15 protein-coding genes are annotated in these 15,785 nt (G+C 66.8%); 9 read left to right on the top strand and 6 right to left on the bottom strand.

Going from position 1 to position 15,785, the window contains the following annotated elements:
- Positions 1–77: 77 nt before the first annotated feature.
- The gene (locus NCG91_RS01170) at positions 78–1,523 is read left to right on the top strand and encodes an MFS transporter (protein ID WP_251348228.1); all 1,446 of its coding nucleotides are present in this window, start codon (positions 78–80) and stop codon (positions 1,521–1,523) included.
- 110 nt (positions 1,524–1,633) lie between these two features.
- On the opposite strand, the gene NCG91_RS01165 is transcribed toward NCG91_RS01170, so the two are convergent.
- On the bottom strand, positions 1,634–2,539 hold the full coding sequence (locus NCG91_RS01165) for a LysR family transcriptional regulator (RefSeq protein WP_251348227.1): 906 nt from the start codon (positions 2,537–2,539) through the stop codon (positions 1,634–1,636).
- A 56-nt stretch (positions 2,540–2,595) separates the two neighbouring features.
- Complete coding sequence (locus NCG91_RS01160) at positions 2,596–4,044, bottom strand: M20/M25/M40 family metallo-hydrolase (protein WP_251348226.1); 1,449 nt, start codon at positions 4,042–4,044, stop codon at positions 2,596–2,598.
- Between the two features lie 173 nt (positions 4,045–4,217).
- Between NCG91_RS01160 and NCG91_RS01155 the strand changes: the two genes are divergently transcribed.
- The 3 genes from NCG91_RS01155 (at position 4,218) to NCG91_RS01145 (ending at position 6,427) form a co-directional block, all read left to right on the top strand.
- On the top strand, positions 4,218–4,748 hold the full coding sequence (locus tag NCG91_RS01155) for a GNAT family N-acetyltransferase (RefSeq protein ID WP_099378762.1): 531 nt from the start codon (positions 4,218–4,220) through the stop codon (positions 4,746–4,748).
- Between the two features lie 120 nt (positions 4,749–4,868).
- Positions 4,869–5,327, top strand: coding sequence for a glycine zipper 2TM domain-containing protein (locus NCG91_RS01150; protein WP_034783918.1), 459 nt, complete (start codon positions 4,869–4,871; stop codon positions 5,325–5,327).
- A 149-nt stretch (positions 5,328–5,476) separates the two neighbouring features.
- Positions 5,477–6,427 (top strand): PP2C family protein-serine/threonine phosphatase, encoded by a 951-nt coding sequence (locus tag NCG91_RS01145; protein WP_251348225.1) that lies wholly within the window; start codon positions 5,477–5,479, stop codon positions 6,425–6,427.
- Here the strand turns inward: NCG91_RS01145 and NCG91_RS01140 are convergent.
- The gene (locus NCG91_RS01140) at positions 6,408–6,827 is read right to left on the bottom strand and encodes a DUF2177 family protein (protein WP_099667419.1); all 420 of its coding nucleotides are present in this window, start codon (positions 6,825–6,827) and stop codon (positions 6,408–6,410) included. The two genes, NCG91_RS01145 and NCG91_RS01140, sit on opposite strands and share 20 nt — an antisense overlap.
- A 345-nt stretch (positions 6,828–7,172) precedes the next feature.
- Between NCG91_RS01140 and NCG91_RS01135 the strand changes: the two genes are divergently transcribed.
- From NCG91_RS01135 to NCG91_RS01115, 5 genes are all read left to right on the top strand, one after another.
- The gene (locus NCG91_RS01135; protein ID WP_251348224.1) at positions 7,173–8,756 is read left to right on the top strand and encodes an FHA domain-containing protein; all 1,584 of its coding nucleotides are present in this window, start codon (positions 7,173–7,175) and stop codon (positions 8,754–8,756) included.
- Between the two features lie 486 nt (positions 8,757–9,242).
- Positions 9,243–9,845 carry a metal-dependent hydrolase gene (locus NCG91_RS01130; RefSeq protein ID WP_251348223.1) on the top strand — a complete coding sequence of 201 codons (603 nt, stop codon included), beginning with the start codon at positions 9,243–9,245 and terminating at the stop codon, positions 9,843–9,845.
- A gap of 105 nt (positions 9,846–9,950) precedes the next feature.
- On the top strand, positions 9,951–10,469 hold the full coding sequence (locus tag NCG91_RS01125) for a sigma-70 family RNA polymerase sigma factor (RefSeq protein WP_251348222.1): 519 nt from the start codon (positions 9,951–9,953) through the stop codon (positions 10,467–10,469).
- Positions 10,469–11,437, top strand: a complete 969-nt coding sequence (locus NCG91_RS01120; RefSeq protein ID WP_251348221.1) for a FecR domain-containing protein — start codon at positions 10,469–10,471, stop codon at positions 11,435–11,437. Before NCG91_RS01125 ends, NCG91_RS01120 begins: the two co-directional genes overlap by 1 nt.
- Before the next feature lie 115 nt (positions 11,438–11,552).
- Positions 11,553–14,030, top strand: coding sequence for a TonB-dependent siderophore receptor (locus NCG91_RS01115; protein WP_251348220.1), 2,478 nt, complete (start codon positions 11,553–11,555; stop codon positions 14,028–14,030).
- Between the two features lie 7 nt (positions 14,031–14,037).
- On the opposite strand, the gene NCG91_RS01110 is transcribed toward NCG91_RS01115, so the two are convergent.
- The 3 genes from NCG91_RS01110 to NCG91_RS01100 form a co-directional block, all read right to left on the bottom strand.
- Complete coding sequence (locus tag NCG91_RS01110) at positions 14,038–14,925, bottom strand: pirin family protein (protein ID WP_251348219.1); 888 nt, start codon at positions 14,923–14,925, stop codon at positions 14,038–14,040.
- A complete protein-coding gene (locus NCG91_RS01105; protein WP_034783198.1) occupies positions 14,922–15,320 on the bottom strand; it encodes an OsmC family protein in 399 nt (132 codons plus the stop codon). Before NCG91_RS01105 ends, NCG91_RS01110 begins: the two co-directional genes overlap by 4 nt.
- Before the next feature lie 78 nt (positions 15,321–15,398).
- Positions 15,399–15,776, bottom strand: coding sequence for an SIMPL domain-containing protein (locus NCG91_RS01100; protein WP_251348218.1), 378 nt, complete (start codon positions 15,774–15,776; stop codon positions 15,399–15,401).
- Between the last annotated feature and the right edge of the window lie 9 nt (positions 15,777–15,785).

The following is a 15,785-nucleotide window of genomic DNA, read 5'->3' as shown; positions in this document are numbered from 1 at the left end:
AATGCAAATGATGCGCCTTCCGCCATGCCATATCCCTCGATACCATGTAATGACCCCATTCGAGGATCAGCCACGCCATGCATGCACCGTCAAAACCCGCTTCACCCAGCCAGCAGGCGTCCCAGGCCGGCAGCGCCACGATGCCCGTGCGCGGCGCGCTTGCCAGCCTGTCCCTGGCGATGCTGCTGCCCGCGCTGGGCACCAGCATCGCCAACGTCGGCCTGCCCGACATGGCCAGGGCCCTGCAGGCTCCGTTCCAGGATGTGCAATGGATCGTGCTCGCCTATCTGCTGGCCATCACCGCCCTGATCGTCAGCGTGGGCCGCCTCGGCGACATGGTCGGCCGGCGCCGCCTGCTGCTGGCCGGCATCGCGCTGTTTGCCATGGCTTCCATCCTGTGCGCGCTGGCGCCCACCTTGTGGCTGCTGGTTGCCGCGCGCGCCCTGCAAGGCCTGGGCGCGTCCGTCATGATGGCGCTGACCATGGCCATGGTCGGCAGCACCGTCCCCAAGGCCAGGACGGGCGGCGCCATGGGCCTGCTCGGCACCATGTCCGCCGTCGGCACCACGCTGGGCCCCGCGCTGGGCGGCCTGCTGATCGCGCGCTTCGGCTGGCAAGCCATTTTCCTCATCAACGTGCCGCTGGCCGGCCTGGCGCTGCTGCTGGCCTGGCGCTACCTGCCGGCGGACCAGCGCGACGCGCACGCCAAACGGCCCGTGTTCGACCACCGCGGCACTGCGCTGCTGGCGCTGACCCTGGGTGCCTATGCGCTGGCCATGACCCTGGGCCGCGGCCATTTCGGCGTGCGCAACGCGGCGCTGCTGCTGGCCGCCTGCGTCGGCGCCATCCTGTTCGTCCGGGTCGAGCTGAAGGCGCCGGCGCCGCTGATACGCCTGGCCATGCTGCGCGCGCCCGCGCTCGGCGCCGGCCTGGCGACCAGCATGCTGGTCGCGACGGTGATGATGTCCACGCTGGTGGTCGGCCCCTTCTACCTGGCGCGCGGCCTAGGCCTGGGCACGGCCGTTACCGGCATGGTGCTGGCGGCGGGGCCGCTGGTGGCGGCGTTCTGCGGCGTGCCGTCCGGCTGGCTGGTGGACCGCTACGGCGCGCAGCGCATGGGCGGCGCGGGCCTGTGCGGCGCGGCCGGCGCCTGCCTGGCGCTGGCACTGCTGCCCGCCAGCCTGGGCATTCCCGGCTACGTCGCGCCCATCATGCTGCTCACGGCCAGTTATGCGCTGTTCCAGGCAGCCAACAATACGGCCGTCATGGGCGATATCGTTGCCGATCAGCGCGGCGTCATTTCCGGCATGCTCAATCTGTCGCGCAATCTGGGACTCGTCACGGGTGCCTCCGTGATGGGTGCCGTCTTCGCTGCCGGCGCCGGCGATATCGCCAGCGCCCGGCCAGCCGCCATGGTCGGCGGCATGCACGCCACCTTTGGCGTGGCCAGCGCGCTGATACTCGCCGCGCTAGTCATTTTCGTGCTTGGCCGCACCCTGAGCAAAACTGGAGACCCCACATGATACGCACCCGTGCAATCCCATCCCTGCCTGTCCCTCTGTTGCTGCTGGCCCTGGCCTGCGGCGCCACCCTGTCCGGCTGCTGCTGGCCCTGAGCTGGCGCGCCGGCGGCGTCAGCCGGCGTTGATCCGGGCCGCGCAAGCGTCGACCACGCAGCCGCGCAGCCAGCGGTGGGCAGGGTCGGCATCCATGCGCGGATGCCACATCAGCGACACGGTCAGGTCGGGCATGCGCAGCGGCAGCGCAAAACTGAACATACCGGCGCGCAGATTGCCCGTATGCCGTTCCGGCACGGTGGCGATCAGGTCGGAGCCGGCGGCCAGCGCCAGCGCCGCCGTGAAGCCGCCGACGATGCTGGCGATCGTGCGCTGCAATCCCAGCGCGGCCAGCGCGTCGTCCATCGGCCCCGTCTCCTGGTCGCGCCGCGCCACCAGCACATGCCGGCCGGCCGCATAGCGCTTGGCGCTGATGTCGCCCTGCGCCAGCGGATGGCCGCTGCGCACCACGCCCACGAAACGGTCGCCGAACAGCCTGCGCGTGCGCACTTCCGGGCTGGTGAGGCTGCCGATCACGCCCGTTTCCAGGTCGATGCTGCCCTCGCGCAGCTGCACGCTTTCGCGGTCGAGCTTTTGCACGAAACGCAGACGCACGCCTGGCGCTTGCGCGCCGATATGCGCGAGCAGCGCCGGGCCGAAATTTTCCACGAAACCGTCGCTCGAACGCAGCGTAAACGTTTGCGCCAGCTGGCGCGGATCCAGCTGCTGCGCCGGTCCCAGCACGGCCAGCACTTCGCCCAGCAGGGGAGCCACTCTTGCGCGCAGCTCCAGCGCGCGCGGCGTGGGCACCAGTTCACGGCCGGCGCGCACCAGCAGCGGATCGCCCGTCGTCTCGCGCAGGCGCGCCAGGGCGCGGCTCATGGCCGATGGACTCAAACGCAAGCGCCGCGCCGCGCGCGTGACGCTGCCTTCGGCCAGCAGGACATCGAGGGTGATCAACAGATTCAGATCGGGTAGCGACATGGTGTTTACCTTGGCATGCAGTGCTGGCACCAAGTTGCCGGCGCCAGCACTGGCGCTTACTCGGCCTGCTCCGGCGCGCGGCCGATCTCGCCGTCGATATTGGCCAGGAACCAGGCCAGCGACGACATCAGCGCCACGTTGCGCTTCAGGTTTTCCGGGGCGACCTTGTCCAGCGTGTCGGCCGCCGTGTGGTGGTAGTGGAAGTAACTGTGGCTGTCCACCAGCGGCTCGAAACTCGGTACGCCGCCCGTTTCCAGGCGGTGCAAGTCGCCCGTACCCAGCGCGTCGCGGCGCGTGAAGGCATGCGCGCCCATCGGCAGCAGGGCCGCGCGCAGGGGCGCGAACAGTTTTTCCGACTTCGGCCCCACGCTGGCGAGGATGCCGAACGGGCGGCCGGCGCCGCTATCCATCTCGATGGCCGCGTACTGCTTGCCGAGCGCCTGCTTGTGGGCCTCGAAATAGGCCTGGCCGCCGCGCCCGCCGTTTTCCTCGTTCATCCAGGCGATTACGCGGATGGTGCGGCGCGGACGGTAGTCGAGCTTTTTCAGGGTTTCCACCACGCCCATGGCTGCCACGACGCCGGCGCCGTCGTCGTGCGCGCCCGTCGCCAGGTCCCAGGAATCGAGGTGGCCCGAAACCACCACCACTTCGTCGGCCTTGTCCGTGCCCGGCCAGTCGGCGATGACGTTGTAGCTGTCCGCTTCCGGCAGGTTTTGCGGCGTCAGGGTCAGGTGCATTTTCAGGGGGCCGCGCGCGGCCAGGCGGCCCATCAGCAAGGCGTCTTCCACGGTGACGGCGGCGGCGGGAATGCGTTTATTCTCGTCCAGGCCCGTGGCGCCCGCGTGCGGGATGCGGAAATCGGCGCCGCCCACCGAGCGCACCAGCGCGGCCGCCGCGCCCAGGTCGGCCGCAGCCTTCGGCCCGAGGAAGCGCGCGCGCGAACCCTGGCCATAGGTGACGCCGGCCAGGCCCCGCTCGGCCATCTCCTGGTCGAACGGCGTGTCGATCAGCACGATGGCGCCCTTCACTTCCGACGCGCGCGCCTTCAGTTCATCCAGGCTCTTGACGATGATCACAGGCGCCGTCAGGCCGGCGGCCGGCGTGGCGCCGGAGCCGCCCAGGGCGGTGAGCACCACGCGCTGCGACACGCCTTGCGGACGGCCCGCGTAATCGACGATTTCCGCCGTTTCCACGCCGCGCACCCAGTGCGGCACTTTCACGGGCTGCAAGGTGACGGTGGCGCCCAGCCGGCGCATGGTGTCGGCCACCTGCTGCACGGCGGCCGCCGCGCCGGCGGAACCGGACAGGCGCGGGCCGATCAGATCCGTCATGTCGGCCAGGCGGGCGTACGCCCAGTCGCTTTGCAGCGCGGTGTCGCGCACCTGCGCCAGCGCTTGCGGCGCATTGCCTGGCGCGGCGGCAAAGGCGCCGGCGCTGACGATGCAGCCAAGGGCAAGGGATACGGCGGAACGGCGCAATGGCGCGCCAGTCAGGATGCTATGCATGTGTTCAAATCCAGTCAACGAGGTCGAAGCGGGTACGCCGTGGCCATGGGCAAGGCGCGACTTTTTCTACGATAGCGTATTTATTCTGTCATTGCAGCAACTTTTACGGGATCGATTGCCTCGCCCCCCAGACTCGATTACCATCAGAATCGTGATCGCTACCGGAAACCGCCATGCTCAAGGGAACACTCTGTACCGTCCGGCATCTGCAGGCCGCCGACCTGAATACCTATATTTCCCTCGTCAACGACCTGCCCTCGCGCGGCGAGTTTTTCTCGATGCAATTCAAGTCGCCCGAGGCCATGCGGCGCGACTTCCTGCAATCGGGCTTCGTGACCGAGGACAGCGAATTGTTCCTCATCGAAGACCACGCCCAGCACATCATCGGCACGATCACGCACTTCAAGAGCCGCACGCCAGCCTCGCGCGAGATCGGCTACCGCCTGTTCGACCGGCAGCGGGATGGACGCGGCTACATCAGCGAAGCGACGCGCCTGCTGGTCGACTACCTGTTCAACGCCTATCCGTATCACCGGCTGGAGCTGCTGATGGACCCGCTGAACATCGGTTCCGAGCGCATCGCGCAAAAGAACGGCTTTACCCAGGAAGGCTTGCTGCGCCAGGCCTTCTTTATCAATGGCGTGATGCGCGATGTCAAAATGTACAGCCTGCTGCGTCCGGAATGGCAGGCGCGCCTGCGCTGACTTGTTACGGCCGGGGCAGGATTGTAATAAGTTGTATTAGACATGGAACACGGTTGCGACAGCAGATATAGTCCAGTCCATGCAGATCATTGTGATCTCGCCGGAATGGAAGGAAATGCCATGTTGAACAAGAAACTCCTGGGTGCGGTAATGGTAGCGGCAGTGGCTGTGTCTTCGGCCGCAGTCGCCGGTGACCGCGACTTCAATACCGTTGCAGGCGCCGTTGTCGGAGCGGCCATTGGCAACAGCACCGGCGGCCGCAATGGAGCGATCGTCGGTGGCGTGCTGGGCGCGGCCGTCGGCAACAGCATCAGCACGAATGACCGTTATTACGACCGTGGCGGCTATCGCGGCGGCTACCGCGAAACCTATTATGCGCCGGCGCCGCAGCCCGTGTACTACGCCCCTGCCCCGCAGCCCGTGTATTACGCACCGCCACCGCGCTACTACGGCCCGCCGGCTGTCGTCTACGTGCAACCGGGCCGCGGCTACTACCGCGACCATGGCCGCCGCGACTACTATGACCGCGGAGACTACCATGACCATGGCCGCGGTCACGGCTGGGGCCATCGCCGTTAAGCAACGCCCTGCACCTGCCCAATGAAAAACCTGCGCCAGCCTGCTGCCGCAGGTTTTTTTGCGTGAAAGGCAAGGTATCGCCCCTGCACAATATCGGCTAAGCTGTGTCCTATGATCAACATTGCTGGCCGCCTGGACCGCACCGACCGATGCATTTAATCAAAGACGAGCTCGACTTCGGCCCCTGGCTCGACGCCGCCGCCGGCACCAGCGTGGGCGCCGGCCCCCTGCCGCGCCGCGAAAACCAGGACAATTTCCTGCTGATCGATGCCAGCGGCCACGCCGTCTGCCTGTCGCGGCAGGCGCCGTTCCACTGCCAGGTGCCGGGCTGGCCGCGCGGCCACGTGCGCGCAGCCGTGCTCGACGGCATGGGCGGCCACGGCCACGGACGCGAAGCGGCGGAAGCGGCCGTGCAAGGCTTGCTGGCCATGCCCGCCTGCCTTGACACGGCCAGCCTGGCCGCCAGGCTCGACGCGCTGCACACGCGGCTGCAGGACAGTTTCGCCGAGGCAGCGCCAGCCCAGGCGCGGCCGCCCGGCACCACCCTGACCCTGCTGGAAGTGCCGCCCGGCGAAGCGCCGCTGCTGTATCACGTGGGCGATTCGCGCCTGTATGAAATTGCCGACGGGACAGCCAACATCCTCACCGTGGACCACGTGCCGGCCACCGTGTACGCCATGCGCGGCGCACTCGACGAGGCGCGCTGGCGGGCCGCCGTGCACGGCGAACACCACCCGCAAATCTCGCAGGCATTCATTTTAGGCAACGCCATCGGCGACAGCTTGCAGCTCGACAAGCCTTTGCGCGGCCTTGATGCGGCCATCTTGCCGCCCTTCCTGGCGCACTTGGGCGACCGCCGCGTGCTGCGCGTGCGCCCCGGCGCCCACTATCTGCTGGCCAGCGACGGCTTCTGGGCCTGCGAGGACCCGCTGGCCCTCACGGCCCGCTGGCCCGCCTTGTGCGCCGGCAAGACTGCGGCACAAGCCGTCAGCGCCCTGTTCGACGACTTTCTCTCGCATCCACCCAAAGGCTTGCATAGCGACAACATTACCGTGCTGGCGCTGCGCTTCGATGCGGAATTCACCGCCCCAGCCGGCTAGCTGCCAGGTAGCCGGCCGTCGCCGACACGGACGACAGCACGGCGCCCCAGGCCATGTCGATCGCCGTCAAGGCCAGCGGCCAGTCGCGCAGGGTCGCATAGTTGCTCAAATCATAGGTACCATAGGCCAGCAGGCCCAGCAGCGCGCCCAGCACTGCCGCCGTGCGCCCGCGGCGCGCACGCAAGCCCGGCAAAATGGCGAAAACCAGCAATCCCGCCACGTACAGCAGATAAAACAGCGTCGCCGGCGCCCAGCGGGGAGACTCCGCCAGCAGCGGCCCCAGCGCTGCGGCGTACACCGGCTTCATCAGCACCGCCAGCCACAGGGCATCGATGGCCAGGAATACGCACAAGGTGGCGCCATAGGCTATGGCAAGCTGGAGCGGGCGTTGGGCAGGCATGGTCGTCTTTCGAAGTCGGGTGGCATCGGGGGAACGGCTGTGCCAGCATAATACAAAACGCCTTCCAGCTCTTGCCGCAGGCATCACCATGCGCGACCGGCGTCCACGCGCATGGCTGGAAAACCTGTTCATACAATATCAAAATAACATATCCAGAAAGATATAAAATGTGTTTTTGAGCAATAGTTTCCATGGCATGTATTGCGAGGTGTGACCAGGGACATGAATTTGGACAAAAAGAGCGCATTCCGCTGCCGTGAAAGTTGCCAAGCAAGCGCAAAAGCGCGTAAGCTCTCATGTATAACAGAGGGCAAAATGTCCCCGCTCGATTCGAGTCAGAATGTCATGAAAAAATGCAGCAACCCGGAGCACCCGCACTGTACGTTCTGGGTCTTGCCTGGGGAAACAGTCTGCGCGGGCAACCACCCGCAAGCGACGACCGCCCCCAGCAGCTACGACCTGTTGACCGCACTGCGCAGCGCCCGTTCCGAGCCATCGGCAACGGCGCTTCCGCACGCCCCTGCTGCTGACGCTGTTACCGCACCGCTGACGGGCGCAGTCGCGCCAGCGCTGCCCACCCGCATTTCCCCGGCGATGCCGGCTTCCACGCCTGCTGCCACCGCTGCCGCCCACGCCGCCTACCAGCCCGTGCAAGCCCACCTGCACATCAGCGGCTTCGATCCCCGCGCGGCAGGCGGACGGCAAACCCTGAAGATGGAATTGCGCGGCATGAGCGCCGCCTGCGCGCCGCAGCTGACCTTGCGTCTGCGCTCGGACCTGATCCCCCGCGGCCAGGTGCAGCATGATTTCGTGCGCACCACGCGCGGCGACTGGCGTCCCGTATTTGTCGAGTTTTCCTCACGCAACAAGGAACACGGGCAATACCAGATCGAAGTCGAGGTGCACAGCCACGTCGATGGCGCCGTGGCGCAGAAATGGGTGTGCACCTTCGTCATCCTCGTGCCGCGCCGCGACGCGACCCTGACGGAAATCCACCAGATCTTCCTCAGCACCCACAAAAACGTGCGCGTGATGGCCGACGACGCCTCGATCGCCCGCGTGACGGGCGGCGACGGCTGCAACCTCGACGTGACGGCGCGCAATGCCGGCATCGCCCACGTGGATCTGTCTGCGCCGCAGGGCAAGATCGACATGGGTTTTACCACCATCGCCTGGGACGAGGAATTGATCGAAGTCGACCTGCCCGCCGCCAGCCACTGCCATCCGCACCCGAGCCAGGCCGCCTGCCTCGTCAATGCGGCGCCGGAAGCGGGCGAACAGCGCCAGATCCGCCTGTTCGCGCTGGAAGAATGCATGCTGGGGCGTTTTGAGCTGGTGGATCCGGAAGCCGATGTGCTGCTCAGCCATTTCAGCCCCGACGGCCAGGACAACAATGGCTTGACGCGCCGCCTGTCTGGCCGCCACGCCATCATCCGGCGCGGCCAGCAAGGCTTTGAAATCGAGGATGTGTCGCGCTACGGCGTGCTGCTCGATGGCGTGTGGCCAGGCAAGCACAAGCCCGTGGCCCTGCGCCTGGGCATGCGCATCGAATTGTCTGCCAGCATCAAGGGCATCGTCGTGCTCAGCGTCACGGCCCTGCTCGCGCACGGCGTGATCCTGCACCGCATCGACCACGGCGCCCGTGCCGAGTGTTTTTACCTGCTGCTGCCGGAAGCCCAGCCTGCGCCGGCCAGCCACCTTGCCACGCCGCAAGCCAGCTGCCTGCCCGTGCTATTCCACCGCAATGGCGGTTTCTGGCACCTGGACACGGCCAGCGGCAAGGAAACCGCGCTGGCGCCCGCCACCGCGCTCGACAAGCTCAGCGGCTTCGCGCGGCACAACCGCTTCGCCAGCGAACCGTATCCGGAATGCTGGATCATCCGCACCGAAGGCGCCGCCCTGTGCGATAGCACCATGCAAACTGCCTGATACAACGCCTCCCGCCACCTGACCGCTAGCGCCTGAAAAATGGTCAGAGCAAGGCGCGCTGCCGAAGACAGTACGAATGTACGGCAAGGCAGTGCAACGCAGCTATGGCCTTTTTTCGGACGCTAGCGTGGCACGAGCACGAGAAAAATCATCGACAGGCCGAGTATAAACACCGCTTCCAGCGTGAACACGATGGCGGGAATCTGTAATTCGCGTGGGATTTTCATGGCGAAACCTCTTCAAAACGCAGGACTGCTTTCAGCATAGCGCGCCCGGCGCCGATTACATTATCAGCCCAACAACACACTTGACCGGCCGGCATGAGTTGCCGGGTTCGCTGGCCAGGCCATTCCGACACACAATTTAACAATTCAATCGCCGATATTCTGCAAATAGCACCCCTTCCTGCCCTTGCATACTGTATATTCATCCAGTTAATATTTCCCTGCACTTCACACAGCGCCCGCACGGCGTTTTACATTTCCTATGGCTTCCAACAAAGCGCATCATGCGACCGGTTGGGCTGCCGGCGTGATCGCCGCAGCCCTGGTCGCGCACGCTGGCGCCGGCGGCCCGTATCAAGTGCTGAGCATGCTCGCCTTTGTCATGGGCGCGCTGGGCGGCACGGCGCCGGACTGGCTGGAAGTGGCCTGGTGGGCGCGCACGCACCGGCTATGGATCACGCACCGCACGTGGACGCACTGGGGCCTGGCCTGGATCGCCCTGCTCGTCTACACGTGGATGCAATTGCCGCACCACCTGTGGGCGCCGCCCCTGTTCGGCTTTGCGGCCGGCGGCATCATGCATTTGCTGGCCGACTGGCCCAATCCGCTGGGCGTGCCATGGATCTTCCGCCGCCACTCACTGCGCTGGTGGAAGAGCGGCCGCCACGACATCATCGTCATCATCGCCGCCTGGCTGGCCGCCACCGTCGTGGCCGACCACGTGTTTTTTGACGGCATCCACCTGCGCCGCACCGTGCTGGCGCTGGACGGCCTGCTGCACTGGTCCGCCACCGCGCTGCAGCAAGCCTGGGCGGATCTGCAACAGTGGCAGGAGCGCTGGCGCCTGGGAGCCCACGCCAATTGACGCCGGCGGCGTGGCAATGTGATAATGAGTATCATTCTCAAACAGCCCAGCCAGCCGGCACCCCGCGTTCCGTCAGCCCAGCCCTTCCCTTGCCTGGAGAACGCAGTGAGCACCGTCAGTCCCGTCCATGCCAACCACCTGAGCACCCTGTACAGCGAGCACCACGGCTGGCTGTATGGCTGGCTGCGCGGCAAGCTGGGCAACCGCGCCGAGGCGGCCGACCTGGCGCAGGACACCTTTTTGCGCCTGCTGGGCAAGCGCGAGGTGACACCGCTGGCGCCCCTGCGCGAACCGCGCGGCTACCTGGCGACGATCGCGCGCGGCTTGCTGATCGACCGCTACCGCCGCCAAGCGCTGGAGCAGGCCTACCTGGAAGCGCTGGCGCAGCAAGCCGAGCCAGCATCGATGTGCGCCGAAACGCACGCCATCATCATCGAAACCCTGCTCGCCGTCGACCGCCTGCTCGACAGCCTGGGCGCGCGCACGCGGGCCATCTTCCTGCTGGCGCAAATCGAAGAACTCAGCTACGTGGACATCAGCCGGCGCCTCGGCATCTCGCTGCCGACCGTGAAGAAGCACCTGGTACGCGCCTACACGGAATGCCTGATGCTGGCGGCCGCCTGATGTTCGGCCCCGCGACCTCACCTTCCGCCCCCATCGCCCGCAAGGTGCTGGCCGCCGCCGCCCACTGGCATGTGGAGCTCCAGTGCGGCAGCGCCGACCCGGCCGCCCTGCAGGCATGGCGCGACGCCAGCGCCGAACATGAACGGGCCTGGGATCTGCTGCTGCGCATGGACGGCCAGCTGGGCGCGATACCTGCAGCGCTGGCGATGCCGGCGCTGCAGGCGGCGCAGCAGCGCCGGCGCTCGGCCGCCAAGATACTCGCCCTGCTGGTGGCGGCCGGCGGCGGCATCACGCTGGGCCAGGCGGGCTGGCAATCCGGCCCATGGCAAACCCTGACGGCGTCCCTGCGCACGGCGCCGGGCCAGCGCCGCCACGTCACGCTGGCCGATGGCGGGCGCCTGGAGATGAATACTGCCAGCGCCCTGGATGTCGCTTACAGCGCCACGCACCGCCGCATCCGCCTGCACCGTGGCGAAATCATGATCACGACGGCGCCCGATCCGCGCCCCTTCCTCGTCGATACGCCGCACGGCGTGATCCGCGCGCTGGGCACGCGCTTCGGCATACGCTGCGACGACGATGACAGCACCGTCAGCGTCTTCGAACACGCCGTGGAAGTGCGCTGCGCGGCGCGTCCGGAGGCCGTGCACCGCCTGGAAACGGGGCAGCAGCTGCGCTTCGGCGCCACCGGCGCGGATGAGGTATTGAGCACGCCCGCGCACCAGGACAGCTGGCTGCGCGGCATGCTGGTGGCCGCCGACTGGCCCCTGCAACAGCTGGTGGCGGAGCTGGCGCGCTACCGGCGCGGGCGTCTCGCCTGCGATGCCGCCGTGGCGCGGCGCCCCGTCACGGGCACCTACCGCCTCGACGATATCGACGCCGTGCTGGAAAGCCTGTGCGCCTCGCACGGGCTGCAAGTGACGTACTTCACGCGCTACTGGGCCACGGTATCGGCCCGGCCGGCATAATTATTTTCAGTTTTTTTGCGTTTGGGGTTGGTGTTTCGATGCGCTGCTTCGGCTTGACAAGTAAGAAGCCGATTCATTGGCCATTTTCTTATCCCTCTGAGCAGAAAGACCGAGCATGCAGCTGACCACCCCCGTCCTCCATCCCGCCGCGCGCGCCATCCGCCTGGCCGTCCTCGCCATGGCTTGCGCCGCCCCCGCCGCCTTCATCGCCGCGCCCGCCCTGGCGCAAGGCCAGGCCGCCGCCACGGCGCCGCAAGCCTACGCCGTGCCGGCCGGCCCGCTGGCCACTGCCCTGAACGACTTCGCCGTCGCCGCAGGCGTCAGCCTGTCGACGGATCCCGCGCAGACGCGGGGACTGCGCTCGCCCGGCGTGCGCGGCAGCTTCAACGTCACGCAGGGGTTTGCCCAGGTGCTGGCCGGCAGCGGCATGGAAGCCGTGCAGCTGCCGAACGGCGCCTATGTGCTGCGCCTGGCGGCCGTGCCTTCCGCCTCGGCGAGCGGCGCGGAAAAGACCATGGCGCCCGTGACGGTCAGCGCCAGCATGGAGCGCGACCCCGTCAGTGAACACAGCAACTCGTACGCGGCGCGCGCCGTCACCGTCGGCAAGGGCGTGCAAACCCTGCGCGAAATCCCGCAATCCGTCAGCGTCGTCACGCGCCAGAAGATGGACGACCAGAACCTCAACACCATTGACGCCGTGCTGGCCAATACCACCGGCATCACCATGTACGACAGCCCCATGGGCGGGCGCTATGTGTATTCGCGCGGCTTCATGGTCGAAACGTACCAGTTCGACGGCGTCAACCGCGCCATGTTTTACCCCCAGGCGAACAGCTTTACCAGCAATACGGCCATGCTGGACCGGGTGGAAATCGTGCGCGGCGCCACGGGACTGCTGCAGGGCACGGGTTCGCCGGGCGCCGCCATCAATATGGTGCGCAAGCGCCCGCTGGCGGAAAAGCAGGTGCAGCTGGCGCTCGGCGCGGGACGCTGGAATGACGTGCGCGGCGAAGTCGACGTCACCGGCCCCTTGAACGAGTCGGGCAGCATCCGCGGCCGCGCCGTGGCCGCGCATGACCAGCGCGATTATTTTTATGACGTGGCCGACAGCCGCACGGACGTCCTGTACGGCGTGCTGGAATTCGACCTGGCGCCGGGCAGCAAGCTGACGACGGGCGCCAGCTACGAAAAGCTGAAGTCGACGCCGTTTTTCTCCGGCATGCCCCGCTACCTCGATGGCAGCGACCCGAAGCTGCCCCGCTCGACCTTCCTGGGCGCGGACTGGAATCGCTGGGACAGCCGCCAGACGGCCGCCTTCGCCGAATTCGAACATCGCTTCGATGCCGACTGGTCGCTCAAGGCCAGCGCCAACTACACGCGCGAACAGCATGACGTGAAATACATGTTCAACCTGGGTGCGCTCCATCCCGCCACCCTGGCCGGCATGATGATGTATACCGGCGTGTTCGACTACGGCACCACCAACAAGGGTGTCGACCTGTCGCTCGACGGCAAATTCAACGCCTTCGGCCGCCGCCACGGCTTCAGCGCCGGCATCAGCACGAACCGGCTGGAAAGCGACAGCGATTACAGCCTGGCCATGATGAAGCTGCCCAATAGCGCGCTGCAACCCAATCACGGCGTGGCGGAACCGAGCGATGCCTGGATACGCAAGGAAAAGTATGGCGGCGCCCACAGCCTGACGAGCATGACGCAGACGGGCGCGTATGGCGTGGCCCGCTTCAGCGTCAGCGACCCGCTCACCGTGGTGGCGGGGGCGCGCGTGTCGAACTACAAATCGAGCAGCGTGTACCGCGACACGGGCGAGGTGTATATCGACCCGTATCGCGAAAACGGCGTCGTCACGCCGTATGGCGGCGTCATTTACGCGTTCGACAAGCGCTGGTCAGGCTATGCCAGCATCTCCGACATCTTCCAGCCGCAAAACCAGCGCACGGCCGACGGCGCCCTGCTCGACCCGCTGAAAGGCCGCAACCTGGAAGTGGGCGTGAAAGGTGAACTGTTCGACGGCAAGGTGAATACCTCGCTGGCGCTGTTCCGCATCGAGCAGCGCAACCGCGCGGAACTCGACCTGGTGAGCACCTGCTCGTCCGGCACGGAGTGCTATTTCTCGACGGGCAAGGTGCGCAGCGAAGGCGTCGATGCGGAAATCAGCGGTGAAGTGGCGCCGGGCTGGCAGCTGTTCGCCGGCTATACCCTGAACAACTTCAAGTACCTGGAGCAGACGTCGAATGCGGGCGTGATGTTCGCCAGCACCTACTCGCCGCGCCACATGCTGCGCGCGTGGAGCGACTACCGCCTGTCCGGCGCCCTGCAGAAGTGGAGCGTGGGCGGCGGCGTGAACTTCCAGACGGAGAGCTCGCGCACCACGCGCGACGTGAAGGTGGCGCAAGGCGCGTACGCCTTGTGGAGCGCGCGCGCCGCCTATCAGATCGACCGCAACTGGACGGCGTCGCTGTCCGTGACGAACTTGCTCGACAAGCGCTACTACCAGACGGTAAGCGCACCTGCGTGGGGCAATTTCTACGGCGAACCGCGCAAGGCGCAACTGACCTTGCGCGCGCGTTTCTAAGGGGGACTCAGGTCGCCGGGCGCAGGGGCGCCTTCGGCAACGGGATGAATTCCGTCTCGCCCGGCACCTGCCCCATGCGCTGGGCGCTCCAGTCGTCGGCCGCCTGCGACAGGCGTTCCTTGCTCGACGAGACGAAATTCCAGAACAGGAAGCGGTGGCCGTCCAGCGGCTCGCCGCCGATGACGACGAACTGCACCGGGCCGCTGCCCGCCGTCACGACAGGCACGGCGCCCGCTTCCAGCAAGGCCATGGTGTGCGGCACCAGCGCCACGCCATCGACCAGCACTTCCCCGCTGATCGGGTAAATGGCCGCTTCCGCCGGCAAGCCTTCCAGCCGCAGCTCCTTGCCTGCCTCCAGCGCCGCGTCCAGGTACAGCGTCTGCATGTAGGTGCGCACGGGCGAGGTCCGGTCAAACGCCGTGCCAATCAACACTTTCACGACGGCGCCATCGAGCGGCACGACGGGAATGTCGGCCTGCGGCGTGTGCGTGAAACTCGGTTCGTCTTCCTCGTGCGCCTTCGGCAGCGCGGCCCACAGCTGCAAGCCGTGCGTGCGGTGCGGCTGGCCCGCCAGGTCGTGCGGCGTGCGCTCGGAATGCACGATGCCGCGCCCGGCCGTCATCCAGTTGATGGCGCCCGGCTCGATGCGCTGGTACGAACCGATGCTGTCGCGGTGGTCGATCGCGCCCTCGAACAGATAGGTGACGGTGGCCAGGCCGATATGCGGATGGGGGCGCACGTCGTGGTTGGCGTCGGGCGCCACGTCGATGGGGCCGAAATGGTCGAAGAAAATGAAGGGGCCGACGGCCTGTTTTGCCGCGGCAGGCAGCAGGCGCCGCACGACGAAGCCGCCGCCCAGGTCTTTTTCGTGGCTTTTCAGGATGGCCGCGCTCATGCCAGCACCGTCGTCACTTCGGTGGTCACCGCCGTCATCAATTTATGCAGCGGGCATTTGCCGGCCGCGGCCAGCAATTCCTCGCGCTGCGCATCCGTCAGCTCGCCCGTCAGGTGCAGGGTGGCGGCCAGGCGGTACACGCCCTTGCGCTCTTCGCTGGCATCGCGCTCCGTGCTCACTTCCACGTGTTCCAGCGGGATGCCCTTGTGTTTGGCGTACCAGACGACGGTGAGCGCCTTGCAGGCCGACAGGGCCGCGTCGTACAGGTCGTGCGGCGACGGACCGGCATCGCCGCCCCCTTCCGCCACCGAAGCGTCGGCGGAAATGATGTGGTCGCGCACGTGCACGATGTGGCGCATGGGTTGCGACTGGTCGCGGATGGCTTTGATGGTCATGGCATTCCTTGGTGCGTTTGGAAAGCCACAATTTACACCGTTTGCCCGCTTTGCGCAGCCTGTGCCCCTGCCACCTGGTCATTTGATACGGAACAGGGCGTCGACCGTCTGCGCCATTTTGAGGCTGGTGACCATCAGCATGTCGTCGGGATTTTGCCGCTGGCGGCTGTTCGCGCGGTTGTAGCGGTCGGACGGCACCAGGCCCACGGCACTGCCCAGGTTTTTCAGCTGGTCCGACGAGATGCCGGCCACGGCGCCCGCGCGCTTGCCGAAGCCGCGCGCCATGGCATCGGCCTTGCGCTGCGCATCCTTGACGGCTTCGCCCACCAGTTCCTCTTCCAGGCGGATGCGCTCCGTGGCGCCGAAGGTGACGGCAAACGCATCGAGGTTGGGCATGGCCAGCAGCGGACGCATGACGGCAGGCCATTTCGACACTCCGGCACGGTTAAGGCGCATGAAGTATCC

Source organism: Janthinobacterium kumbetense (assembly GCF_023703445.1).
GTDB lineage: Bacteria > Pseudomonadota > Gammaproteobacteria > Burkholderiales > Burkholderiaceae_D > Janthinobacterium > Janthinobacterium kumbetense.
This window is presented reverse-complemented; position numbering and strand designations above follow the sequence as displayed.

What these genes read in the sequence shown, in the direction of transcription:
- NCG91_RS01150 (WP_034783918.1), top strand. Translation starts at nt 4,869, where the DNA reads ATGTTGAACAAGAAACTCCTGGGTGCGGTAATGGTAGCGGCAGTGGCT.
- NCG91_RS01145 (WP_251348225.1), top strand. Translation starts at nt 5,477, where the DNA reads ATGCATTTAATCAAAGACGAGCTCGACTTCGGCCCCTGGCTCGACGCC.
- NCG91_RS01140 (WP_099667419.1), bottom strand. Translation starts at nt 6,827, where the DNA reads ATGCCTGCCCAACGCCCGCTCCAGCTTGCCATAGCCTATGGCGCCACC.
- NCG91_RS01105 (WP_034783198.1), bottom strand. Translation starts at nt 15,320, where the DNA reads ATGACCATCAAAGCCATCCGCGACCAGTCGCAACCCATGCGCCACATC.
- NCG91_RS01130 (WP_251348223.1), top strand. Translation starts at nt 9,243, where the DNA reads ATGGCTTCCAACAAAGCGCATCATGCGACCGGTTGGGCTGCCGGCGTG.
- NCG91_RS01100 (WP_251348218.1), bottom strand. Translation starts at nt 15,776, where the DNA reads ATGCGCCTTAACCGTGCCGGAGTGTCGAAATGGCCTGCCGTCATGCGT.
- NCG91_RS01135 (WP_251348224.1), top strand. Translation starts at nt 7,173, where the DNA reads ATGAAAAAATGCAGCAACCCGGAGCACCCGCACTGTACGTTCTGGGTC.
- NCG91_RS01170 (WP_251348228.1), top strand. Translation starts at nt 78, where the DNA reads ATGCATGCACCGTCAAAACCCGCTTCACCCAGCCAGCAGGCGTCCCAG.
- NCG91_RS01160 (WP_251348226.1), bottom strand. Translation starts at nt 4,044, where the DNA reads ATGCATAGCATCCTGACTGGCGCGCCATTGCGCCGTTCCGCCGTATCC.
- NCG91_RS01155 (WP_099378762.1), top strand. Translation starts at nt 4,218, where the DNA reads ATGCTCAAGGGAACACTCTGTACCGTCCGGCATCTGCAGGCCGCCGAC.
- NCG91_RS01115 (WP_251348220.1), top strand. Translation starts at nt 11,553, where the DNA reads ATGCAGCTGACCACCCCCGTCCTCCATCCCGCCGCGCGCGCCATCCGC.
- NCG91_RS01120 (WP_251348221.1), top strand. Translation starts at nt 10,469, where the DNA reads ATGTTCGGCCCCGCGACCTCACCTTCCGCCCCCATCGCCCGCAAGGTG.
- NCG91_RS01110 (WP_251348219.1), bottom strand. Translation starts at nt 14,925, where the DNA reads ATGAGCGCGGCCATCCTGAAAAGCCACGAAAAAGACCTGGGCGGCGGC.
- NCG91_RS01165 (WP_251348227.1), bottom strand. Translation starts at nt 2,539, where the DNA reads ATGTCGCTACCCGATCTGAATCTGTTGATCACCCTCGATGTCCTGCTG.